The organism is Novosphingobium sp. (genome assembly GCF_036820275.1).
Taxonomy (GTDB): Bacteria; Pseudomonadota; Alphaproteobacteria; order Sphingomonadales; family Sphingomonadaceae; genus Novosphingobium.
In genome coordinates this window covers 22440-46308 of sequence record NZ_DAISLT010000048.1, presented here as the reverse complement: position 1 = coordinate 46308, position 23869 = coordinate 22440, and the positions used below count along the sequence as shown (strand labels likewise).

Here is a 23869-nt window from a genome sequence, read left to right as displayed (position 1 = left end):
TCTACACCCTCTCGACCTGGGTCTTCGACATGGAACTCGGCCTGCGCGGCGCCTCCAACCAACGCGACGGACGAGTAACACTCAGAGTCTCAAAGGACTTCTGACAAGAGACTGTCATGGGCGAAGTGCTATATTTGAGCGAAACCGATGATCGCGCTTTTCCCGTTGTTCCGGGGCTAGACAGGTTCCGGGCACAAGTACTGGGCGAAACCGGGGGCGGGGGAGGCATGACCACCCGCACCCGGGTGATGCTCAGCATGCTTGGGCTGGGGCTCGAACAGACAACGACCTGGTTGGGGCAGACCCGTCCCTCGCCCGGCGAGTTCAGGCGCTGGATAATGCAGATGGCGGGGTTGCCGTCCCCGGATGCGCTTGCCCGGTACATCGCGCTGGTGCGCGGCGAGCCGATACCGACCGCAGTGAAGGACCGCCTCGATGCAATAGACCGCATGCCGCCGGTCCTGGACGAGCGTGAACTCACCAGATGGGAGTACGACGGTTATGCCATTCTCGATAATGCCATAGCGCCTGCCGAAGTCATGGCATTAGCCCACTTGGTCTGGAAACTGGCCGAGGCCCGGCAGGACGTCCCGGAGACATGGTATGCTGCGCGGCCGCAGGGAATCATGCTGCAGCATTTCCAAAGTCCGCAGCAGGATGTCGCACGGTACAGCGCACGAATACACAAGGCATTCGCGCAGCTATGGGGAACGGCGGATCTCTGGCCCAGCATCGATCGGCTCGGCTTCAGTCCTCCGGTTACAGATGCGGCACCATTTCGAGCGTCGCCCCTGCATTGGGATTGTAGCCTGCATCGGCCGGTCCCTTACGGCATGTTCGGTGTTCTCTATCTTACCGATACCGCGGCAGAGCAGGGCGCGTTTCGTCTGGTTCCAGGTTTTCATCGTCGGTTGGATGCCTGGCTGGATGACCTCGGGGAGCAAGATCCGCGCTCGCTCGATCTCGAGGATGAGGCGGTCCCGATCGCGGGACGAGCAGGAGACCTCATCATCTGCCGTCATGATCTGCCGCACGGGGCGAGCCCCAATCGCGCAGGAAGTCCTCGTCTGGTTCAATATCTTTCAATGTTTCCGCCCTGGTTCGAAGAGCAGAGCGTCTGGCGCTAGAGTTCGTATGCGATGCGGACAATCGGCCGGGCATTATTGGCGTCGGTCAGGGTTTGGTATCTGCTTTGAAGAAATCGTCAGAGGCCGCGCGAAGGACTGGCATTATTTGAGATCGCACAAGGTTGAGAGGGAATCCGCCAATTTGTGCGCCGGACCGGCGCACTTTGCGCTTCTGGAAGGTGCCTGCACTTTATGTCGAATCGCACCAAGCTGTGCATCAGGAAAGCGATTCAGAAGGCTGCTGGCCAGTTTACGTTAGGCGAGGTTTGACGGAATTCCGGCTTTCGCGGGTGGGCCGTGGGCAGGCGGCATGAGCGCAGGCGTCATTTTGCCGGTCATCGGGAGTTCTTCCGGGCAAAATAGGCAGGCGCTTCTGTTCCGTGCCCTTGCCTCCGCAGATCGGGATTGCCAGCAGATGTGGCTGAGCCGCCGTGATCGGCGACATGACCAGGGACCAGATCGCCGGCGTTGCCAGCCATGGCGGGTAGCGCCGCATGAGTGGAAGAATGGTCGGAACGGGCAAAGGTCTCACAGCCCCATCGTAAGCGAGGAGCGGCGGGCCATGCGCGGCGAGATCGTTTCGGGCTGCCGTACCGCGATGAACGATGCGGTAACGCCGGCGGGGGCGTTGGCGCCATGTGCATTTACCCGAAGCACGGTGCCCAGCAAGCTGGAGACCTGATCGGTTGCCGACGGCCATGTGTAGCCCGCCGTGCCGTGATAGTCGTAGCGCCAGCCGTCGGTTGCGGTTCCGGGTATGCCTCGGCCGATGATCGAGAACTGCACCGGGTCGCTTGCGATCAGCAGCCCTTCCAGGGCCAGTGCATAGCCGCTGCCCATTCCCAGGCCGCCGATGAAGCGGTCGTGGCTTTCCGGCTCGAAATCGAAAGTGCCTTCTCCGAAAATGAGGGCAAGCGCGGCTGCAGCGTCTTCTCCCACGAGCGCAGGATTGTTCAGGTAACTGCGATAAGTCCACTTTCCGGCGAGCATCGGGCACCTCGATCCTGGGCTTTCCATCGCAAATACCATGCGGCCATCCCTGATGGCGGATTAAAAATCTGTATTCATCGAGATTGAATTCGATCTGAAATAGATCGTGTCGTAGTTTAATTCGAATCAAAGTGTTTGGTGATTGCAGGTTAGTTTATTCTAATTACTGCCAATCGATTTAAGTTCAGTGTCATGAGGTCGTCGTCAAGAAGGTGATGGTCTTGGCCTGTTTTCAGGAGAATCCGTGATGAGTGTTGGTATCCGCCGCTCGATTGCCGATATTCAGGCAGACTACGACGCCGGGAACAGGGCCGAGCTTGAAAACCTGATGCGGGCGTGGAAGGGCATCAAGGAGCTGGACCCTGCCGATCTCCGCTCGTTCTTCGTGCTGGGCGGATATCATGGGGAACCGTTTCGCGGGCCGGGTGAAACCGATCCGAAGTGGTGGGGCGGCTATTGCCAGCACGGTACCGTGCTTTTCCCGAGTTGGCACCGCGCCTATCTCCATGCACTTGAAAAGGCGCTGCAAAGCATTCCGGGCTGCGAGAGTGTGACACTGCCTTTCTGGGACGAATGCAGCGAGGCCTCGCGGACGAGCGGCATTCCCCGCGCCCTGACGGACGAATTCTTCGAACTGGACGGCGTTCAGATCGACAATCCGCTGCGATCCTTCAAACTGCCGCTGGAAATCGTCGACAACGTGCAGGGAGACAATGCCCTTTACAGCAAGCCCGCCGGCTACGAGACCGTGCGCTATCCGCTGTCGGGGCTGGTCGGTACGGAGGCCGACCGGCAGGTGACTGCCGCGCATAACGCGAAGTTTCCCAGTTATGCCGCGAATGTCGAAACTCTGAACGGCAACGTCATCGCCTGGCTCACGTCGACCATCGTCATCGGCGGCAATCCGATGGGGGAGGTCTACAGCAAGTTCGTCGCCTGCCTGAATGCGCCGACTTACACGCTGTTCTCTAACACCACCTCGCAGGGTGCCTGGAACACTGCCAACCCGACCAAGCCGGTGCGTGCGCTCGAAAGCCCGCACAACAGCATGCATCTGGCCGTCGGTGGTTTCGACGTGCCCGGACAAGGCAATATGTCGCCGATCGACGGTGCGAACGGTGACATGGGCGAAAACGACACGGCAGGTCTCGATCCGATCTTCTTCTTCCACCACTGCTTCATCGACTACGTCTTCTGGACCTGGCAGCGTCGCAATGGCGCCACCACGTCGTTCACGATCGATTCCTCCGATCCGGGAGCGATCTACGGCGCCAACAATCCGCCGCCTGCCGATGGCGATCCCGACGAGCCGATCACGATGCAGACACCGCTCAATCCGTTCAAGAAGGCGGACGGCACGGTTTATACCACGGCGGACTGCATCGATATCGAAGGGCAACTGGGCTATAGCTATGGCCCCGGCTCGCTGGACGGCTTCGCGGCGGCGAGCTTCGAAGCGGCGGAGACGCTGGCCTTGGCAAAGCGTGCCGACGATGAGCGGACCCTGCATGTAGGGGGTGTCGATCGATCGAAGATCCGCGGGTCCTTCGTTATTTCTGCCTATGCTGAAATCGATGGAGAACGGCGCTTACTCGGGCACGAGGCAGTGCTCAGCCGCTGGCATGTCGAGGGATGCGCCAATTGCCAGACGCATCTGAGGAGTTCGGCCGATTTTCGCCTTCCGGTGCAGGCGGCGGAAGAGGGCGCGATCGAAGTCGAGGTCCGTACTCACAAGGGACCGCTGGGCGGCGGCCCGCGCATGCTTCGCAAGTCAGGCATAGCCTCTGCCGAACTGGCGGAGACGGCGCCTCCCTTCACGCTGGAGATCCGCTGATGGGGGCCGAGGAGGGGAAGCCGCGGGTTCTTATTCCGGTCTACCAAGGGGTCGATCTGCTGGATGTCTGCGGGCCTGCAGAAATGTTCTTCTGGGGCGGTCTTCAGGTCGATCTGGTGGCGGAGGTGCCGGGCACCATCGTCACCGGATCAGGTGTGGCGCTGCAGGTATCCGCCGGTCTTCCGGTGCCGTCTACCTACGATGCGCTCTGGGTGCCGGGAGCGGGGTCGGCGAGTCTGGAGCGTATCATTGGTGACCCAGACCGCACTTATCTGGATTTCCTGATAGCACAGGCGCAGATGAGCACTTGGGTCTGTTCGGTATGTACCGGAGCGCTGCTGCTGGCCGCGGCCGGATTGCTCGACGGCTATACGGCGACGACGCATTGGTCGGCGATCCCCGATCTTCTGGCGAATTATCCCAAGGTGACCGTCGGTGACGGTCATCCGCGCTTTCAGGAGGATCGCAACCGGCTGACCGGCGGAGGAATTTCCTCGGGGCTGGACGAGGCGCTGCGGCTGATCGAGATTCTGTCCGGCACGTCCGCCGCCCAGGAGGCGCAGCGCGTTTCGCAATATTACCCCGATCCGCCGGTGGCGAGCCTCATTCCCAACGTGATCGTGCCTTCGCTTGGTTAGGGAATAATGGGGTTTGCGCGAGTGTCGTCGTTAGTTAGGCAATAAAGTATCTCTCAGGAGATAGGTGTGGCGGCGAGGGGTCTACTGTCTGTTTACGATACGTGTTGGCGTAGTATGATGGAGAGACCACCGTCCGGCAGGTCAGAACGCTATTGAACTGCCGTGAAATCCAAACCGAAACGAGCAAGATACTTCCTGAGCCGGTCGGCATCGTTAGTGCTGTTGCGGCGGGCGCGCGAGGCGGAAAAGAGGCGTCGCCCGGCTTCGGACAGGGACGTGCTCTCGCGGCATGTGTCCACGACGTAAGCCAATTGGACGCGGTCGAATGGGTCGATCTCGCCCAGTCTTTCCGCGTCGAGGACCGTTACCAGTCCATCGTCCTTGTTGGCGGTGTTGCCGGACCACAGGCGTCCAAGTCTGGTGATTTCGTTGTCGACCGTCGCCAGATCGATGCGGCCTTTCGGCGCAAAGGTCGCCATGCGCGTGACGCTGGCGGCAAGGTCGCGGAAGTTGCCGTTCCAGTGGGCGTCTCGGGACATCGCAAAAGTGAGATAGCGGCCGCGCGCTTCCTTGTTGAACGAAATCCGTTCGCCCTCGCGTTCGGCGTGGCGATCCAGTTCGTAGTCCAGGTTGGGGGCGATGTCCTCGCGCCGGTCAGCGAGGCCAGGCAGCGAGAACGTCCAAAGGTTGAGGCGCGCGAAGAGGTCTTCCCGGAAAGTCCCGTCGACCACGCAGCGTGCCAGATCGCGGTTGGTGCCGGCGATAAGCTGGAAATCGCTGGACACCTCGCGGTCGGCGCCCACGGGCAGGAAGCGCTTGTCCTCGATCGCGCGCAGGATCATCGCCTGTTCGTCCAGGCCGAGCTCGCCGATCTCATCGAGGAACAGCATCCCGCCATCGGCGCTGCGTAGCAGGCCAGCGCGGTCGGCCGCGGCGCCGGTGAAGGCGCCTTTCTTGTGTCCGAACAGGGCCGACATCGCACTGTCGCCGCGCAAGGTGGCGCAATTGACTTCCACGAACGGGCCGGAGACCTGCCGCTTCACTTTCTTGAGGTCGTGGATGCGGCGGGCGAGCTGGCTCTTGCCGGCGCCGGTCGGCCCCATCAGCAGGATCGGCGCGCGGGTGCGCGAGGCGACCTGTTCGATCTCCTCGATCATCGCGTTGAAGGCGGCGTTCCGGGTTTCGATCCCTGACTTCAGGAAAGAGGCGCTTTCCCGACTGTCTTCAGCAAAACGAGTGGCGATGGAATCGTAGCGCGACAGATCAAGGTCGATCACGCTCCAGGCGCCCGGTGCGGTGCCGTCGGCGCGGCGGCTGGGCTGCGTCTGGAGCAGGCGGCCGGGCAGGTAATGCGCCTCTGTCAGCAGGAACAGGCAGATCTGCGCAACATGGGTGCCGGTGGTGATGTGGACCAGCAGGTCTTCCGTTTCGGGGTCGATCTTCAGGCTGCGGGTGAAATCCAGCAGCTTCCCGTAGACTTCCTCGAAATCCCAGGGGTCCTGGAAATCGACGACGTGGCGCTCGACCGTGGTTTCGGGCGAGACGGAGGCGATGTCCTCGCTGACAAACCCGGCAAGGCGGCTGTGCCCGGTGCCATGCATCATCACGAAGCGGTCGACACGCAAGTCCTCGTGCATGGCCAGCGCTACTGAGGGGCGCCACTTCATCCATCGCGAAGGGCCGAACTTGGACGCGTCAAGCGTGGAGCCGAGGAAGCCGATGACGGTGGTTGATCGCATATATCCTAGGATATCATCTTATATAAAGGGATACAAATATAGGATCGCTTTCTTCCGGCCATGCCCGACATGAAGATTGGCGATACCCAGAAAATCCCTGATTTCCGTGATTTTCAAATTTTTCTTCGGCATAAGATCGAATTTGGCACGGTGCCTGCAAATACCTTTGTGCCGGAGCGGTCGAACACTCCGGCACGATGAAACGGGAAAAGCGGGGCGGCCGGAATGGGCCGGCTGCCTCCACTCCCGAAACAAGGAATTGCAACCATGGCTCTCAAGCGTCTCTTTGCCGGCACCGCTTCGCGGTTTCTGCCGCGCACCGATGTGGTGAACCATGCAGGCGGCGTGGCCTATGCCTATGGCCCCGAAGCGAAGCTCGCCCAATTGGCCGCCACCGGCTCGCTGTCCGACGGGTTCTACTCCGGCGCCGAGGCGCAGCTTGACGATGTGCTGGCCGCCGCTGCGGACGTCTCGCCCGAATTCGTGGCGAAGGCTGCTGTCTATGCCCGCAAGTCCGGCGCGATGAAGGATATGCCGGCCTTGCTGACGGCTTACCTGACCACCGCCGATCCCGATCTTGCACCCTGCGTTTTCGGGCGCGTGATCGACAACGGCCGCATGCTGCGCACGTTCGTGCAGATCATGCGTTCCGGGCAGGTCGGGCGGCGTTCGCTGGGTTCGCGTCCCAAGCGGCTCGTGCGCGAGTGGCTGGAGGCGGCATCGATACAGCGACTGATGGCCGCGGCGACCGGCAACGATCCTTCTCTGGCGGACATCGTCAGGATGGTTCACCCGGGGCCCGCGTCGGCAGAACGGCGCGCGTTCTACGGCTGGCTGATCGGCAAGCCCTATGACTTTGCCGCGCTGCCGGCCGAAATCGCCGCGTTCGAGGCGTGGAAGCGGGATACCTCGCTGCCGCTGCCACCGGTGCCGTTCGAATGGCTGACCGCGCACTCGCTCTCTGCGGAGCAGTGGGGCGAGTTGGCCGGACGGATGGGCTGGCAGGCACTGCGCATGAACCTCAACACGATTGCCCGCAGCGGCGCCTTCCTGGTTCCGGGTGTGAGCGGGACGGTTGCAAGGCGGCTTGGTGATGCGGAGGCGCTCTCTCGTGCGCGGGTCATGCCATACCAGCTCATGGTCGCCATGGGGCAGGTGGGGGATGGCGTGCCGCTGGACGTGCAGGCGGCGCTGGAAAAGGCGCTGGAATCCTCGCTTGCGAAAGTTCCGGTTCTCTCCGGCAACGTCGTCGTCTGCCCGGACGTCTCTGGTTCGATGTCGTCGCCGGTAACCGGCTATCGCAAGGGCGCGAGTTCGAAAGTGCGGTGCATCGATGTCGCGGCGCTGGTTGCGGCGGCGCTGCTGCGCGGCAACCGTCAGGCCCGCGTACTGCCTTTCGAGTTCAACGTGGTTTCGCTGAAGCTTGATCCCAAGGCCCGCGTCGCGGTGAATGCCGCGAAGTTGGCCGGGGTTTGTGGAGGCGGCACCAATGTCTCGGCGCCGCTCGCGCTGCTCAACCGCGAGCGGGCGAAGGTCGATACCGTGGTGATCGTCTCGGACAACGAGTCCTGGGTCGATCCGTCCCGCAATGGCGCCACGGCGACGATGGACGAGTGGAACCGGCTGAAGGCCCGCAATCCGGGTGCCAAGCTGATCTGCATCGACATCGCGCCTTACGGTACCACGCAGGCAACAAGCCGGGCGGACATCCTGAATGTCGGCGGCTTCACCGATGCGGTGTTCGACGCAATGGCGCGCTTTGCCTCCGGGCAGACGCGCGACTGGGTCGAAATCGTGAACGAAACGGAGGTTTGAAGAACGAAGACGATTGCATCCTCGGCGAATGAGGCAAGGACTACACGTGTCGCAGGTTCGAACCCTGCCCTCCCGGAAACGGGTGGTAGCTCAGTTGGTAGAGCGGTCTTTGCCATACCTCGTCGCCGGGATGCATCACTTCAGGCCGCGGCGAATGCCGGTGGGACTACATTGGCACCATGCGCAGGTCCGACGAGTAAAGCGCCCCGTTCCTTCCCATCCTGGCGATGGGATGGATCGGGGAGATGCGGGTTCGAATCCCGCCTTGCCATGTAGCTTAAGGACCACGTCTCGCCATTTCTCGTCGCCGCGGCCGACCCATTTTTTCACGGCGAATGCCGGGCAAGGACTACATCCTGTCACGATGCAGGCGCGGGTTCGAATCCCGCCAGGTCCACCAATCTGCGGGCCTGTAGCTTAGCGGTAGAGCGGCGCCCCTTGTGGGCAATGTCCTTCCCAATCCTCGTCGCCGTGACCCCATTCAATGCTGGCGAATGCCGGCGGGACTACATCGGGTAGAGCACCTGCTCTGGGAGCGGGAGGTCGATGGTTCGAAGCCATCCCCGGGAAACCGGAGTAGCTCAGCAAAAACGTCTCGCCACCTCTCGTCGCCGGCACCTATGACGTATTTTCAAGGAGATCGGCCATGACCGACACCAGTTTCGAATTCCGGCAGGTCGAAGGCGGCGTGCCCATCAAAATGTGGACCCGCGGCGTGCCCGTGGACGAGAAGGCGAAGGACCAGCTTGCCGCCGCCTCGAAGATGCCGTTCATCTTCCGCCATGTGGCGGCCATGCCCGACGTGCATGTCGGCATCGGCGCCACCGTGGGGTCGGTCATCCCGACCAAGGGCGCGGTGATCCCGGCAGCGGTCGGCGTCGACATCGGCTGCGGCATGATGGCCGCGCGCACTTCGCTCATGGCGCACGACCTGCCGGACAGTCTGGACGGCATCCGTGCGGCCATCGAGCAGGCGGTCCCGCACGGACGCGTCGTTGGGCGCGGCAAGCGCGACAGCGGTTCGTGGGGTTCTCCGCCGCCGGCCATTGTCGAGGCTTGGGCGACGCTCGCCGTCCGTTTCGAACGGCTGTGCGACAAGCACCCGCGCCTGAAGAACACCAACAACCTGACGCATCTCGGGACACTGGGGACGGGCAACCATTTTATCGAGCTTTGCCTCGACGAAGAGGCGCGGGTCTGGATCATGCTGCACTCTGGTTCGCGCGGGGTCGGCAACGCCATTGGCACGTTCTTCATCGAACTGGCCAAGCAGGACATGCGCAAGTGGCATATCAACCTGCCGGACGAGGACCTTGCCTACTTCCCGGAAGGGACAGACCACTTCGACGACTATGTCGAGGCGGTGGAGTGGGCGCAGGACTTCGCGGCGCTCAACCGGCGCATGATGATGGCGCAGGTCATCGCCGCGCTGCGCCTGAAGATCGCCAAGCCCTTCGACGCCGAACTGGAAGCGGTGAACTGCCATCACAACTACGTGACGCGGGAGAACCACTTCGGTGAAAACGTGCTGGTCACCCGCAAGGGTGCGGTACGGGCCGCCAAGGGCACCTTGGGGATCATTCCGGGATCGATGGGCGCGAAGAGCTTCATCGTGCGCGGGCTCGGCAACCCGGAGAGCTTCCACAGCTGCTCGCACGGGGCCGGACGGGTGATGAGCCGCAACGAGGCCAAGCGGCAAGTGTCTTTGGCCGAGCATGTGGCTGACACCGCTGGTGTCGAATGCCGCAAGGATGCGGGCGTCATCGATGAGACGCCGCGCGCCTACAAGCCGATCGAGGCGGTGATGGCGGCCCAGGCCGACCTCGTCGAGATCGTCCATACCTTGAAGCAAGTGGTCTGCGTGAAGGGGTGATCCCCCCTCACGCGGGCCACCGCACCCGAAACCGAATGGAGTGAATACCGTGACCGGGCAGATCGACCCGACCGTAAAGGCTGAAATCGACCGGCGCCTTGCCGCAATCGAGGCGGACGATGGCGCGCGCCTGTTGCTGGCGGTGGAATCCGGCTCGCGGGCCTGGGGCTTTCCTTCGCCCGACAGCGATTACGATGTGCGCTTTGTCTATGTGCGCACCCGCGATGCCTATCTGGCGCTGCGCCCGCCGCGCGACGTGATCGAGCGGCCTATCGTCGACGAAATCGACCTTAACGGCTGGGATCTGCGCAAGCTGCTGGGCTTGATGCTGAAGTCGAACGCGACTGGCAGTGAGTGGCTGCAATCGCCGATCCGTTATCGCGCGGATCATCCGGTCATGGCGCGGGTGGCGGCCCTCGGGGACATGGTCTTCGACCCGCGCGGCGTTGCCCGGCACTATGCCAGTCTGGGGCGCAATGCGATGGCTTGCTGGCCCGAAGACGAGGCACCGGTGCCCGTAAAGCGCTACTTTTACGCGCTTCGTCCGGCGCTTGCGATCCGTGCCATGCGGCTCGATCCGACGCGGCGTCCGCCGATGAATCTCCAGCAGCTCATGGCCGTGACCGACCTTTCCGTCACCACTGTGGCGATGATCGAGGATCTCGTTGCCGCAAAGCGCGAAACGCGGGAGCAGGGCAATGCCCGGCGCTATCCCGAACTCGATGCCCTGATCCGCGATGAGCTGCTCCGCGATGGAGTGGGGCGCGTCGGTGAAGTGCCCGAGCGACCCGTGCCGTCCGATGCATTTCGGGCGGCGGAAGACATTTTTCTGGATTTGGTAAACTCATGATTGAAATCGATGGATCCGAAGGCGAGGGCGGCGGCCAGGTCGTGCGCAATTCCTGCGCCCTCTCGCTCGTCACCGGCAAGCCGTTCCGTATCGCCAATGTTCGGGGCAAGCGCTCGAAGCCCGGCCTGATGCGCCAGCACGTGACTGCCGTCGAGGCGGCGGCGCGGATCGGCAATGCCGAGGTGGAGGGCCTTGAGGTGGGTTCGCCGGAAATCACGTTCCGGCCCGGCCGGGTCGAGCCGGGCGAATACCATTTCTCGGTTGGCACTGCCGGCAGCACCGGTCTGGTGCTCCAGACCGTGCTCATGCCTTTGGTGCTGGCCGACCGGCCTTCGCGGCTGGTGCTGGAAGGCGGCACGCACAACATGCTGGCGCCGCCGTTCGACTTCATCGAGCGGACGTTCCTGCCGGTCATCAACCGGATGGGCCCCAAGATCGAGGCAAGGCTGGTGCGGCATGGTTTCTACCCGCGCGGCGGCGGCCGTATCGAGGTGGACATCACGCCCGCACCGCTTCGCCCCATCGAGTGCCCGGAATCCGGGGCCTTGGGTTATGCGTCGGCTCAGGTGGTGTTTGCAGGCCTGCCCAGCGAGATCGCCCTGCGCATGATGGCGCGGCTCCGCAAGGATTTTCCGGATTGGCCGGAGGAAGCCTTCTCGCTGCGCGAACTGCCGGCCGATCAGGGGCCGGGGATCATTCTGATGATCGAGGCGCGCAAGGATGCCGTGACCGAGATCGCCAGCGGTTTCGGACAACTCGGCGTTACTGCCGAACGTCTGGCGAAGACCGCTGCCGGGCGGCTCAAGGGCTACGTCGAATCCGGTGCCTTCGCAGGTCCGTACCTGGCCGACCAGCTTGTGTTGCCGTTTGTGCTGGCAGGGGGCGGGTCATTCACCACCGTGAAGCCCAGCGGACACCTGCTGACGGGTATCGATATCGCCAGGCGCTTTGTTGGAACGCGCATCGATCTTGGCCTGACCGACACCGGGCACCATCAGGTTACGTTCGCATAGATTGGGCTGAATGGTCGGGGTCGAGGAGAATTCGGCTCTGAAGCGAGACCCGCTACGACTTGATGTAATTCGAATACATTCCCCTGAGTGGAATAAATCACGTTCTATGCCACTCAGGGGCACAGGTCGATCAAGCGTGAACTGCGGAGTGCCCCCGGCATCTGATGGTATGCAGGCCGGTAGAGGGCAGAGCCGATAGTCTATATCTTGGACTTTCCGGCGCCGGGTTTGGGTGGCTGTTTGTACCGGATATGGACGCCGCGCCCCGGCGTGCGTCTGACTTCGAAGGCACCGGTCTTTTCCACCAGGTCGCCGAGCTTGGCATGGCCGAAAGTTCGGGGGTCGAAGTCGGAGGCGAGCGCGGCAAGGCGCTGGCCTACGCCGCCCAGCGCAACCCAGCCGTCGTCGTCTTCGAGTTGCTTCACCGCGCGCCGGATCAGCGGGACCGCCATGGTGGGGGAGCGGGCGGCCGAGGCAGGGCGCTGATCCGGCCTTTCCGGTTCGTCGGAGGTCGGCGCTTCCGGAAGCAGGTTTTCCGTATAGATGAATCGCTTGCAGGCCTGGCGGAAGCTTTCGGGCGTCTTCTGCTCCCCGAAACCATAGACATCGATCCCCTGTTCCCGAATGCGGGCGGCAAGCCGGGTGAAGTCGCTGTCCGAAGACACCAGGCAGAACGCCTCGAAGCGGCCGCTATGGAGCAAATCCATGGCGTCTATGACCAGAGCAATATCCGATGCGTTCTTGCCGACCGTGTTCGCGAAGTTCTGGTGCGGCATGATCGCGTGCGTGGCCAGAACGTCCGACCAGGATTTCAGCCGGGTCCCTGAAAAGTCGCCGTAGATACGCCGTACGCTGGCCTCGCCGATCTTGGCAATCTCTGCGAACAGTCCGTCCGCGATCCGGTAGGAAGCATTGTCCGCGTCGATCAGGACAGCGAGCCTTGGGGTTCTTGGTTCGGAAGCCATTTCTCATCATGACTTCTCGGGAGGCTGTCTTCCACCCTTAAATCATTTGCCGCTTCGATGCGGACGGCAACGGAAGGGTTCGAGAACAAGCTTCGCTACCAGTGATGCGACGGACTGGAAGAAACGTGTTTGCGCAAAGGGAATTTCCGTTGATCCCGCCCAGCGAGGGCGCGCATGTTGCCTCATGCGCCAGTTGGCCTATGGCGATGACAGCAAACCAACAGGCGGATAATATGACGGCATCTTCCACCCACGAGCAGCGCGAGCACTTCGCTTATTGTGTTCAGCTTTTTGGCGGCACCACAGCATTCTCGCGGCGCATCGGCATCGACGAGCGGGCTATTCGCCGTTTCATTAATGGCGAGCGGCCGCTGGGCGCCGGCCTTCTCGAAGACACGGCGAAGGAATTGCGTAAACTCATCGTCGAAGCGACCGCCGCCGAACAGGAAATCATAGCTTTGTTGAATTCCGGACCAAGCACCGCGCCGTAAGAGCACGGGCAGCTTGGGGCGTTGACGACCATCTCGACCTGCGTGCCTCGGCGTTCTACCTGCAGGCCATGCTGCACGTCGTCCATCATCCCGGCTACGTAGTCGAAACCGAGCGTACGGGCACTTTCCCGCATGACAAGTATGCACTGGTCATGCGGGCGCTGGGCGAAAGCGGCGTACCCATGTCGGTCCATGCGCCTGAAATCATGCCGCGGGAATGGCTCGAGGCTGTCCACGACCCGAGCTATGTCGACGAAGTCATCGCTTGCTCGGTGCCGGTGGCCAAGCAGCGCCGGATCGGTTTTGCGATCGACGAGCGGATTTCCCGGCGATCGCAGCTCTCCCCCGGTGGCACATGGCTCGCGGCGAAGCTGGCGCTGCAGCACGGGTATGCTGCAAACTCCGCCGGTGGCAGCCATCACGCCCTCGCCGATACCGGTGCAGGCTACTGTGTGTTCAATGATCTGGTGCTCGCCGCCAACAGGCTGATCGAGGAGGGGGACGTCTCGCGCATCCTGATCCTCGATCTCGATGTACACCAGGGCGACGGCACTGCGGCCCTGACCGCAGGGCGCAGCGACATCTTCACGCTGTCCATTCATGCCGAGAAGAACTTCCCCACCCGCAAGGCACGCTCTTCACTGGATATCGGTCTACCCGATGGAACGGGCGATGGGGGTTATCTGGAAGCCCTGGCCGGATCGCTGCCCATGGTCCTCGATCATTTCGTGCCGGACCTGATCCTGCTGCAGGCAGGCGTCGATGCCCATACAGACGACAAGCTTGGCCGGCTGTCCCTGACCGACGAAGGCCTGGCGGGCCGCGACCGCTTTGTGGCGACAGAGGCGAAGCGGCGCGGCATTCCATTGGCGAGTACGCTGGGCGGCGGTTATGGCGCGGACCGCGAAGCCGTGGCCTTGCGGCACGCGCGCACGATCCTCGCCCTTTCCGCCACGATCAACGCGAGGGATGCCGCCTGATCGGGCGGGATTACTGAGCCGCGTTCCTCTCGGCATTGAGCCGCTCGACAAGTGTTGCGATCTCGTCGGGATTGAGAATCCAGGTGCGGGTCTTGCGGCCTTCGCGGAACACAGGCCGCGTCAGCAGAATGCGCGCCTGCTCCTTTGCGAAAGGCTTGAAGAGCGAGAAGTGCATCACGCATTCGAGCATCAATCCGATCACTGGCGTCTTGCCGTCGAGATCGATCAGCGTGGCGGGCTGGTCCCAGGGAATGTCCATCATGACGTGCGCCTATCGCGGGTCATGACGAATGCAAAGGCTGAATGCCTCATTCCGGCTGCCTCCAAATGCCACGAAGGGGAAGCTCGCGCCGGTCGGGCCGGCCTGAAGGCTTCGCCATCACTGCGGGAGATAAGTCATTGACGCGAGGCGCGGGCGGCGCAACTCTGCCCATGACCGATAGCGAGAGGGGCGGGAATGCGAGGGGGCAAATCTGTGAAGCCTATGGCCGGGGCGGCGTTGTGGCTTGTCACCGCGGCGCTCGTGCCCGGTGGCGGGGCTTCTGCGAAGGATCTCGTGATCCATGCCGGGCGTTTCATCGACGGAACCGGGGCGGCGCCTCGGCAGAAGGTCTCGATCCTCGTTACCGATGACCGCATCACGGCAATCCAGCCGGGTTTCGTCACGCCTGCCGGGGCCGAAGTGGTAGAGCTGGCCGACAAGACGGTGCTGCCCGGCCTTATCGATACCCACGATCACATCACCGCCGGATGGCATGCTGGCGATCCGATCCGCAATACGGTGACGCGCAGCGATTTCGAGGATGCGATCGAGGCGACCCTGTTCACCCGCAATACCCTGCTGGCAGGATTTACCTCGGTGCGCGACTGCGGGGCTAATACCCAGGTCGTCGTCGCGCTGAAGAAGTCGATCGAGGGCGGCGTGGTGCCGGGACCGCGCATGTGGGTAGCGGGCGCGGCGCTCGGTCCTACCGGTGGGCACGGCGATCCGGTCAACGGTCTGCGCGCCGAGTTCGCCGATATTCCGCATATCGCCGACAATGTCATCGACAGCCCCGAATCCGCGAGACTGGCGGTCAGGCAGTTGAAACGCGAGGGTGTGGATCTCATCAAGATCATGCCCTCGGGAGGCGTCATGTCGATCGGCGACGACCCCCGCCACCAGCTGATGACCGACGAGGAGATCAAGGCCGTCATCGATACCGCGCATGCGCTGGGGATGAAGGTGGCCGCTCACGCCCACGGCAAGGAGGCGATCGACCATACGATCGCGCTGGGCGTCGATTCCATCGAGCACGGCTCCTATGCCGACGCGGGCAGTTACAAGCTCTTCAAGCAGTACGGGACTTATCTGGTGCCCACCATGCTGGTCGGGGAGCGGGTCTACCAGCGCGCGAAGGAACATCCCGAGCAGCTCAATCCGTCCACCGCCGAAAAGGCGCTGCAGATCGCGCCGCTCCTGCGCCGCAATCTACATGACGCTTATGCCGCGGGCGTGAAGATTGCTTTCGGAACGGACACGTTCGGTCTGTCGAAGCATGGCGAGAATGCGCAGGAATTCGCCTTGCTGGTCGGTGCGGGCATGACGCCGATGGATGCGATCCGCACGGCGACCGGCAATGCGGCGGACCTGCTGGGCAGCGCCGAAGTCGGTACCTTGCAGGCGGGACGCTATGCCGACATCATTGCCGTGGACGGCGACCCTCTGGCCGACGTGAAGGCGCTGGAGAACGTCGGTTTCGTCATGAAGGGCGGGGCGGTCGTCAAATCGGGCGGAAAGCCGCTGATCTGAGGAGGGGGCTTCCGGTCGGCTCAGGCGGCCAGCCGGGCGCCATTGGCGCGGAGCGTTTCCAGGACGCGGGTGGCGGCAAGTTCGGCGGGGTGCTCGACGCCCATCAGCGAGAACGTGCCGCCCAGCAGGAACGCGCAGTGGCCGTGGACGTTGGCGATCAGCGAACTGGCGAGTTCGGTGGTCTTCGCGGCATTCGCATCCGGAAGCACCGAGGCGACTTCGCGGGCGATCATGCCGGTCAGGCGGACGCGCTCGGTGACGAGGTCTTCCGCCATCGCGGTGCCTTCCGGGACGCGGTGCTCATAGATGGCCGACCACAAGTTGCGGTGGCTGGCTGCGAAATCGAAGTAGCCGCGCACCAGCACCAGGATGCGTTCCTGTCCCTGCGTGCCTTCCAGCCGCTCTTCCAGCCACTGCGTCCAGAGCCGGAAGGTCCGCGCATTGATGGCCATGACGAGCGCGCCGACATTGCCGAAGACGTGCATGACCGTCCCCACCGAATAGCCGATGCGCTTCGCCACCTCGCGGGCGGAAAAGCGGGCATAGCCGCTTTCCGCCATGACCTGCCGCCCGGTGTCGAGGATCAGGGCCTGCAGTTCCTCGCGCCCGTGGTCGGAGCGTCTGGCCATTTTCAGTGCGCCTTGCGCACGAAGGGATAGCGCATCTGCGCGAGGTAGCCGCTCGGCACCGCCTCGGGCACGCCGTAGCCTTGCGGCCACTTGCCCTTGGGGAAGTAATGGGTGCCGAACAGGCGGTCGAGCCAGGGGAAGTGGATCGCGAAGTTCTTGTCGATCCCCTCGGCCTCCAGCGCATGGTGCCAGTGGTGGAAGCGCGGGACCACGAGGAAGCGGCCCAGCCGGTCGAAGTCGCCCCGCACGTTGGCGTGGATCAGCGAGGAGTACACGTAGACCATGCCGATATAGGCCTGCATCACCGAGGGCAGGAAGCCGAAGGTCAGCAGCGGCAGCGAGGTCACGCCGCGCAGCATCACGATTTCCACGAAATGCATCCGTCCGCCGGCCAGCCAGTCCATCGAACGCGCCGAGTGGTGCACCGCATGGAAGCCCCAGAGGAACGGTATGCGGTGGAACAGGCGGTGGAACCAGTACTGGGCGAGGTCGGTCAGGAACATCGCCAGCAGGAACTGTACGGCCCAGGGCAGGGCGCCGATCGCGCCACGGATGCCGGACAGCCCGGTGCCGTGGGTATTGAGATAGCTCGACGGGGCGAGCGCCAGGAAGGTGATGAGCTGAACCAGCATCGAACTGATGAGGAAGTAGAACAGGTCTTCCCGCCATTCGGCGCGGAACAGGCGCTGCTTCGCGCGGTGCGGGACGATGCGTTCCAATGGCGCGAACATCAGGCCGGTGGCGATGAGGTTCACGGCGAAGAAGTCGACGCCGAAGAAGATGCCCCAGTCATGCATCTCCCGCGGTTGCACCGAAGCACCGCCGAGGATCGTGCCGGCCAGCGCGATGACCAGGGCGGTCATGCCCAGTGCCTTGCGGGGACGCAGCAGCAGGCTCAGCAGCGCGAGGGCATAGGCGCCGAGCAGGGTGGCATGGACCACGATGCGAAACCCGGACGAGGCGAGCACGCGTGCGAGTTCGGGCGTGGCGAACCAGTCCGGCCAGCGCAGCGCCGTGACGAAGCACAGCCCGGCCGCGGCAAAAAGCAGGGCGAAGAAGCCCGAAAACCACCCGGTGCCGAAGCCGCGCGCCTCGATCGGAGCCTCCAGATCGCACATCAGCTTTTTCAGAAATCCCGTCATGTCCGTTTCCCTGAAATTCGTGAGGCCTTCATATCGGTGAAATAGAACGTTGTCTAATTTTTTATTGTACGGTGTTCGATTTCACGATACCTCATGCGGGAAACGTGATCGAGAGGGTAACCGCGTGACCGAGTTCCTGCTGCTGGCGACGATCCTTCTGGGCGGCCTCCTGTTCGACACGCGGCGCCGCCTGGGACGGATGGAACGGCTTGTTCGAGAAGGCTGGCCTGTTGCTCCAAGGGTGCCGCTCTCGGGGCGCGTCTCCGTGTCCGAGCCGGAGCGTGTGCCTGATTCGGTGCCTGAGCCGGTGAAGGAGCCGGTCCGGCCGCTGGTCGACGATCTTCCGGTTGCTCGTGCTCCGGAGCCGGACCGGACTGAGCCGGACTTTGCGGAACGGGATATCGCCAAGCAGGACATCACCCAGCGGGACATCCCCCAAAGGGACGGCGGCGAACCCGAGCCGCAGTCGGCGCCCTCGTTCACCGACGCCGCTTCCGAACCTGTAACGGCAGCGGTCGCGCCGCGCAGAGCCTCCGGTTTCGGTTTCGAGGACCTGTTCGGCCGCAAGCTGCCGATCTGGGCGGGCGGCATTACGCTGATCGTGGCGGCGGTGCTGATGGTGAAGTATTCGATCGACACCGGACTGCTCTCGCCGCTGGTGCGCATCGTGTTCGGCTTCGCCTTCAGTGGGGCGCTGATCGGCGGCGGCGAACTGGCAAGGCGGCGCGCGGACTTCGTGCGCGACGAGCGGGTGGCGCAGGCGCTGGCCGGTGCAGGCGTGGGCGGTCTCTACGCAGCGACGCTGGCGGCGACGAACCTCTATGGCCTCGTCGGGCCGGGCATCGCTTTTGCAGGACTTTTCGCCATCACCGCGCTGGCTCTCGGCCTGGCGCTGCGGTTCGGTGCGCCTTGCGCGGTGCTGGGGCTGGTTGGCGGCCTCGCGACGCCTGCGGTCGTCCAGTCGGACAGTCCGAGCGTACCCCTGCTGGCGGGTTATCTGGCTGTGCTGATCGGCGCGATCACGCTGCTCTCGCGCCGCCAGCGCTGGGTCTGGCTGGGTGTCGGGGCGCTGACCGGCGGTGCCGGATGGAGCCTGCTGACGATCGCGATGGGCGGTCTCGACAGCGGTTCGACCCTGTCGATGGGCCTGCTGGTCCTGCTCGTCGGGCTTGGTCTTCCGGCGCTGGCGCTGGAAGGTCGCACGGCACCGATCCTGCGCGGCGCGGCGGCGATCGTCGGCGCATTCCAGCTGGCCCTGCTGGTGGCGAACGGACACTTCGCGCCGCTGACCTGGGGGCTTTACGGATTGTTGTCGCTGGCCTTCTGCTGGCTCGCCGGAAACACGCCGATGCTGCGGCGCACCGTCGCCGTACCGTTGCTGACGGCCCTGGGCCTCACCGCTTTCTGGCCCGAACCCGGAGTCGGCCTGTTCGCGGCGGTCATGGCCGGAATCGCGGCGATCTACGGCGGATATGCGCTGAGGAACCTGTGGCGGGCAGGGGGCGGCTTCATTGAAGTCGGTCTGCTGAGTGCAATCGCGCTTGGAGGCTACGCGGTCTGCTGCGCGAAGTTCTACGAGGCGGTGGCTGGACGGGATCCCGAGTTCGCGCTGCTGGCGCTGGCGTTCGCCGCGCTGCCCGCGCTGGGAGCCGGGCTTGGCTGGAGGGGCGAGGCGCGTCACGGCGATGCCCGCTTCGCCTTGCTTGTCTGCTGCGCCGGTGTGCTGCTGATCCTTGCGGGCATGATGGGCCTGCCGCAATGGCTTGTGCCGGTCGTCTTCCCCGCCGTGGCGGCAGGACTGCTGGGGCTGGCCGTAGTGGGACGAGACCATCGCCTGGCCCGCGGCGCGCTTGGCTTCCTGGGGCTGGGGGTCGCGGTGGTGCTGGGGGTTTCGGCCGAAAACGGGGCCTTGTCCCGCCTGGTGGAGAAGGCAACGGTGTCGCATCCGGGCCGCGCCCTGCTGCATTGGACCGCGATGACTCTGGCGGCGACGGCCTTCGCCTGGCGCAATGCGGGGTCGCGACTGCGCTTCGGCTTGCAGCCGCTGGCGGTGCTGCTCGGCTACGGCGTGGTGGCTCAACTGGTTCCGGCGCCATGGCTGGCCGTTGCCACGGCAGCGGTGTTGCTGCTGTTCACCGAGGCGGATCGGCGTCGGCCCATGCTGGCGCTTCTTCCGGCGCTGGGCACGCTGGCCGTGGTCCTGATGCTCTGGGCGCTGGAGCCGCTGGCTTACTGGCTGGCGGCGAGCGTGAAATCCGTGGTGGAGGGCACGCCTGTCCTCGTGATCGATCTGCCCGGACCGGCAGAGGCGCTGCGCCGTCTCGTCGTGCCGGCACTGGCGGCCGCTTTCGCGCTATGGCGCGTTCGTGCGGATCTGCCGCGCCAGATCCTGCTCGGCGGTGGGGCGATGGCCGGTGTGCTTGGGCTTGCCGGAGCACACATCCTGTTCAAGCAGGTCTTCGCGATCGCCGATCCGGAAGCCTTCGTCCGCCTCGGTCTTGCCGAGCGCTGCGTCTGGGAAGCGCTGCTGATCGGCGCGGGCATGGCGATCTGGCATCGGCTGGCGGCGCGCGAGATCGCGCTGGGCTTCCTTGCGGCGGCTCTGGCCCATGCGATCTTCCATACCTGGATTTCGATGAACCCGTTTTGGACCGACCAGGCCGTGGGGCCTTGGCCGCTGGTCAATCTGCTGCTGCCCGCATTCGTCATTCCCTTCGCCGTACCTTCGCTCGCGGCCCGGATCGCACCGGACCTGGTACCGCGTTTCCAGCTTCCGGCAGACCTGCTGCGGATGGCCCTGATCCTGCTCTTCGCCTTCGCGACGCTGCGCCAGCTTTTCGCGGGAACCCTGCTCTATGCGGGATCGGTGGGCGAAGTGGAGAACATCGGCCGCTCGGTCCTGGCGATCGCGCTGGCGATCGGCTTCCTCGGCTGGGGGATCCGTCAGCGGCTGCGCAGCTGGCGCTTCGCCTCGCTGGTGCTGATGCTGGCCGCCGTCGGCAAGGTTTTCCTGTTCGACGCCTCGGGGCTGGACGGGTTGCTGCGGATTCTCTCGTTCCTCGCCCTGGGCTTCAGCCTGATCGGGATCGGCTGGCTCTACAGCCGCTATCTGAAGCCCGAGGCGGCAGACTGATGGGCTATCGCTTCCGCAGGGCGAAGGCCACGGCACTGGTGGAGACGAGCGGGCCGATCCAGTCGACCCATTGATCCAGCTTGGGCCAGACCCTGAGGTCGAACGGTCCCCACCACGGCATGTTGGCGCGCAGGCCGTGACCATAGGCTTCGATCCAGCGGTACTCGGCCTGCGCCACTTCGCGGCCGAGGAAGTAGGCCGAGGCCACGGCGGCGCCCGGCCACCAGCTGCCGGTGAGAAGACGCAGCAGCGCCTGGACCGCGAGGGCTGCGAGCGTGTGCTCCAGCAGGTTCATGTCATGCTCCCGTTTGCGCGTGCGGGTCCTGTCCGGGATCGCCGGAAGTTCGTCAAGCGCAGCACGTTCGCAATAAGGCTTCCCACAAGCCCGCTGAGCGCCTAGAGCGCCCCTAACCCCGGGGGGCCGCTCATGCGCGGCTGAGAGGTGGTCAGCAGACCACGACCCGCTGAACCTGATCCGGTTGACACCGGCGTAGGGAGGGCTGGCGGCAGAGTGTCCGTTGTCCCTCCGACTGGAGCGGACGAAAGACGATGACCCTTACCCTGATCCCCATTCGCAGCCTCACTTCCCTCGGCGGCGCCGCGCTGGCGCTGTTTGCGCCGCTGGCCATGGCCGAGACGGCGGACGAAGCGCCTGAAGGCCGCACCGACATCCAGGTCATCGGCCATCCCGACCCCGAAGGCCTGCTGCCGGACCAGACCGCGCCCAAGGCGATCAGCGCGATCTCGGCCGACTTCATCACCAAGCAGGCGCCGACGCTGAACGCCTTCCAGCTCGTCAACCTGCTGCCGGGCGCGAACGTCTCTTCCAGCGATCCCTATGGCCTCTCGACCAGTTCCTCGCTGACGATGCGGGGGCTGGGTCAGGACCAGATCGGCGTCATGATGGAAGGCGCGCCGCAGAACGACATCGGCTATTTCTACGCCTACCCCTCGCAGTTCGCCGATGCCGAGAACGTGCGGCAGATCGCGCTTTCGCAGGGTGCTGCCGATATCGCCGCGCCGGTCGTTGCGGCGGCGGGCGGCACGCTGGCGCTCTCGCTGGACGATCCAAAACCCGAAATGGGCGGTCTGGTCAATCTCTCGCTGGGTTCCTACGACGCACGCCGCGCTTTCGTGCGCTTCGACACCGGGACGATCGGTGCAAGCGGGCTCAAGGCCTTCATTTCCTATTCGAACAACCGTGCGGACAACTGGCGCGGTGCGGGCTTCGACAAGCGGCAGCACGTCGATGCCAAGCTGCTGCGCGAATGGGGCGACGGCAACCGCGCCAGCATCTCCTTCTCGTACAACGACGCCAATACGTCGAGTTATGCCAGCCCGACCCTGGCCGACTGGAAGGCCTCGGGCCGCGACTTCAACTATGACAAGCGTTACAGCGAGGGGAACACCAACTACTGGCGCCTCTACCGCGCGCCGTTCCGCAATTTCTACGTCGCCGCGCCGGTTCACCTCAAGCTGTCCGATCGTCTGGCCTTCGACAGTTCGGCCTATCTCCAGCTCGGCCACGGCAATGCGCCCTACGGCACCCAGCTTGCCACGACCGGCAACTTCCTCGGCACCGAGGAACTGACCCAGCCGATCGCGTTGCCGGGTGCGGTCGACGGCGTCGCGACGGTGATGGGCAACTGGACCGGCAGGCAATTCCGCGTGGGCGACGTCAGCAAGCTGACCCTTACCGCAGGCGCGCATACGATCACGGCGGGGGTCTGGTTCGACTATGGCACCGACCGGGTCACCCAGTCCTACACCTCGATCGATGCGAACGGACGTCCGTTCGACATGTGGGGCTATCAGGACAAGGCCATCCGCACCGCCGACGGACGCCTGCTCGCTTACGAGAACGCGCGGACCGAAACGGTGACCAAGGGCTTCTTCCTCGCCGACAGCATCGCGGTGACGCCGCGCCTCGTCGTCGATCTGGGCTTCAAGGGCGTGGACGTGCTGCGCAATGGCCGCAACTATCTGCCCGGCCCGCAGGACAAGGTGCGCAAGGACAGCTTCGCCGCATTGCCCCGCGCGGCGGTGCACTACAAGCTGGACGACCGGCAGCAGCTCTTCGCCAACGTCACCACCAACTTCCGCACCCCGAACGAGTTCGCGCTCTACAACAGCTATTACGGCGGCGAACTGGTGAGCGCGGGAACGACCGGCCTCAAGAACGAATATTCGGTCTCCGAGGAACTGGGCTATCGCTACATCGGCCCCAGCCTCTCGTTCTCGCTGACTGCCTTCCATTACCACTTCCGCAACCGGCAGGTGGCGACGGTGGTGAACAGCGGCGGCGCGCTGGTCAATTCGACGATCAACGGCGGCAGCCAGACTTCCTACGGCCTCGACGGCGAGATCGACTATCGTCCGGCCAAGGGCGTCAGCGTCTATCTCTCGGGCGAATACCTGCACACGCGCCTGGACGACGATCTCGCGGTCGGCGGCGATGTCCTGCCGACCCGGGGCAAGCGCGCGGTCTCCAGCCCCGAGTTCCAGTTCGCGCTGGGCACGACTTACGATGATGGACGTCTGTTCGGCAGCACCGCGCTCAAGTATGTCGGCCGCCAGTACGCGACGTTCATGAACGACGAGAGCATCAAGCCCTATGCCACGCTGGACCTCTCGATCGGCGTGCATCTGGCCGGGCTGATCGATGCCCAGCGCATGGATCTGCGGCTCAATGCAATCAACGTGACCAATCCGCATGTCCTGTCGGGCGTGCAGGCGATCACGGCCAATGCGCTGGATACGGTCGGGCGCGGGGGCACGGTGATCGCCGGTTCGTCGCCGACTTATTACGTGGGAAGCGGACGCGCCTTCGTGGCGACGCTCAGCCGCGCCTTCTGATC

The 23869-nt window shown here is 64.1% G+C and carries 19 protein-coding genes and 1 riboswitch; of the genes, 12 read left to right on the top strand and 7 right to left on the bottom strand.

Annotated elements, in window-relative coordinates; all coding sequences use genetic code 11:
- The first annotated feature begins 227 nt into the window (after nucleotides 1-227).
- Nucleotides 228-1127 carry a phytanoyl-CoA dioxygenase family protein gene (locus V7066_RS25120; RefSeq protein ID WP_334185699.1) on the top strand — a complete coding sequence of 300 codons (900 nt, stop codon included), beginning with the start codon at nucleotides 228-230 and terminating at the stop codon, nucleotides 1125-1127.
- Nucleotides 1128-1655: 528 nt separating this feature from the next.
- On the opposite strand, the gene V7066_RS25115 is transcribed toward V7066_RS25120, so the two are convergent.
- The gene (locus V7066_RS25115; protein WP_334185698.1) at nucleotides 1656-2117 is read right to left on the bottom strand and encodes a hypothetical protein; all 462 of its coding nucleotides are present in this window, start codon (nucleotides 2115-2117) and stop codon (nucleotides 1656-1658) included.
- Nucleotides 2118-2364: 247 nt separating this feature from the next.
- Between V7066_RS25115 and V7066_RS25110 the strand changes: the two genes are divergently transcribed.
- Complete coding sequence (locus tag V7066_RS25110) at nucleotides 2365-3951, top strand: tyrosinase family protein (RefSeq protein WP_334185697.1); 1587 nt, start codon at nucleotides 2365-2367, stop codon at nucleotides 3949-3951.
- Complete coding sequence (locus V7066_RS25105; RefSeq protein WP_334185696.1) at nucleotides 3951-4589, top strand: DJ-1/PfpI family protein; 639 nt, start codon at nucleotides 3951-3953, stop codon at nucleotides 4587-4589. The genes V7066_RS25110 and V7066_RS25105 overlap by 1 nt, the downstream gene beginning before the upstream one ends.
- Before the next feature lie 149 nt (nucleotides 4590-4738).
- On the opposite strand, the gene rtcR is transcribed toward V7066_RS25105, so the two are convergent.
- Nucleotides 4739-6328 carry an RNA repair transcriptional activator RtcR gene (gene rtcR, locus V7066_RS25100; protein ID WP_334185695.1) on the bottom strand — a complete coding sequence of 530 codons (1590 nt, stop codon included), beginning with the start codon at nucleotides 6326-6328 and terminating at the stop codon, nucleotides 4739-4741.
- A 267-nt stretch (nucleotides 6329-6595) separates the two neighbouring features.
- On the opposite strand from rtcR, the gene V7066_RS25095 reads away from it, so the two are divergent.
- From V7066_RS25095 to rtcA, 4 genes are all read left to right on the top strand, one after another.
- Nucleotides 6596-8143 carry an RNA-binding protein gene (locus V7066_RS25095; protein ID WP_334185694.1) on the top strand — a complete coding sequence of 516 codons (1548 nt, stop codon included), beginning with the start codon at nucleotides 6596-6598 and terminating at the stop codon, nucleotides 8141-8143.
- A gap of 646 nt (nucleotides 8144-8789) precedes the next feature.
- Nucleotides 8790-10016, top strand: a complete 1227-nt coding sequence (locus V7066_RS25090) for an RtcB family protein (protein ID WP_334185693.1) — start codon at nucleotides 8790-8792, stop codon at nucleotides 10014-10016.
- 49 nt (nucleotides 10017-10065) lie between these two features.
- Complete coding sequence (locus V7066_RS25085; RefSeq protein ID WP_334185692.1) at nucleotides 10066-10866, top strand: nucleotidyltransferase domain-containing protein; 801 nt, start codon at nucleotides 10066-10068, stop codon at nucleotides 10864-10866.
- Nucleotides 10863-11879, top strand: coding sequence for an RNA 3'-terminal phosphate cyclase (gene rtcA / locus V7066_RS25080; protein WP_334185691.1), 1017 nt, complete (start codon nucleotides 10863-10865; stop codon nucleotides 11877-11879). Before V7066_RS25085 ends, rtcA begins: the two co-directional genes overlap by 4 nt.
- Before the next feature lie 200 nt (nucleotides 11880-12079).
- Here rtcA and V7066_RS25075 read toward each other — a convergent pair whose 3' ends face one another.
- Nucleotides 12080-12844, bottom strand: coding sequence for an NYN domain-containing protein (locus tag V7066_RS25075; protein ID WP_334185690.1), 765 nt, complete (start codon nucleotides 12842-12844; stop codon nucleotides 12080-12082).
- 233 nt (nucleotides 12845-13077) lie between these two features.
- On the opposite strand from V7066_RS25075, the gene V7066_RS25070 reads away from it, so the two are divergent.
- Nucleotides 13078-13335, top strand: a complete 258-nt coding sequence (locus tag V7066_RS25070) for a hypothetical protein (RefSeq protein WP_334185689.1) — start codon at nucleotides 13078-13080, stop codon at nucleotides 13333-13335.
- 68 nt (nucleotides 13336-13403) lie between these two features.
- Entirely contained in the window at nucleotides 13404-14315 is a 912-nt protein-coding gene (locus V7066_RS25065; protein ID WP_334185688.1) for a histone deacetylase family protein, read from the top strand.
- Between the two features lie 10 nt (nucleotides 14316-14325).
- On the opposite strand, the gene V7066_RS25060 is transcribed toward V7066_RS25065, so the two are convergent.
- Entirely contained in the window at nucleotides 14326-14577 is a 252-nt protein-coding gene (locus V7066_RS25060) for a hypothetical protein (protein WP_334185687.1), read from the bottom strand.
- Nucleotides 14578-14799: 222 nt separating this feature from the next.
- On the opposite strand from V7066_RS25060, the gene V7066_RS25055 reads away from it, so the two are divergent.
- Nucleotides 14800-16107 carry a metal-dependent hydrolase family protein gene (locus V7066_RS25055; RefSeq protein ID WP_334185700.1) on the top strand — a complete coding sequence of 436 codons (1308 nt, stop codon included), beginning with the start codon at nucleotides 14800-14802 and terminating at the stop codon, nucleotides 16105-16107.
- A gap of 20 nt (nucleotides 16108-16127) precedes the next feature.
- On the opposite strand, the gene V7066_RS25050 is transcribed toward V7066_RS25055, so the two are convergent.
- Together V7066_RS25050 and V7066_RS25045 are read right to left on the bottom strand one after the other, a co-directional pair.
- Nucleotides 16128-16736, bottom strand: a complete 609-nt coding sequence (locus V7066_RS25050; RefSeq protein ID WP_334185686.1) for a TetR/AcrR family transcriptional regulator — start codon at nucleotides 16734-16736, stop codon at nucleotides 16128-16130.
- A 2-nt stretch (nucleotides 16737-16738) separates the two neighbouring features.
- A complete protein-coding gene (locus tag V7066_RS25045) occupies nucleotides 16739-17878 on the bottom strand; it encodes a sterol desaturase family protein (RefSeq protein ID WP_334185685.1) in 1140 nt (379 codons plus the stop codon).
- Between the two features lie 124 nt (nucleotides 17879-18002).
- On the opposite strand from V7066_RS25045, the gene V7066_RS25040 reads away from it, so the two are divergent.
- The gene (locus tag V7066_RS25040; protein ID WP_334185684.1) at nucleotides 18003-21011 is read left to right on the top strand and encodes a DUF2339 domain-containing protein; all 3009 of its coding nucleotides are present in this window, start codon (nucleotides 18003-18005) and stop codon (nucleotides 21009-21011) included.
- Between the two features lie 4 nt (nucleotides 21012-21015).
- Here V7066_RS25040 and V7066_RS25035 read toward each other — a convergent pair whose 3' ends face one another.
- Nucleotides 21016-21306 carry a hypothetical protein gene (locus V7066_RS25035; RefSeq protein ID WP_334185683.1) on the bottom strand — a complete coding sequence of 97 codons (291 nt, stop codon included), beginning with the start codon at nucleotides 21304-21306 and terminating at the stop codon, nucleotides 21016-21018.
- A gap of 109 nt (nucleotides 21307-21415) precedes the next feature.
- Nucleotides 21416-21525: riboswitch (TPP riboswitch) on the top strand.
- 35 nt (nucleotides 21526-21560) lie between these two features.
- Here V7066_RS25035 and V7066_RS25030 point away from each other — a divergent pair.
- Entirely contained in the window at nucleotides 21561-23867 is a 2307-nt protein-coding gene (locus V7066_RS25030; protein ID WP_334185682.1) for a TonB-dependent receptor, read from the top strand.
- The last annotated feature ends 2 nt before the right edge of the window (nucleotides 23868-23869 follow it).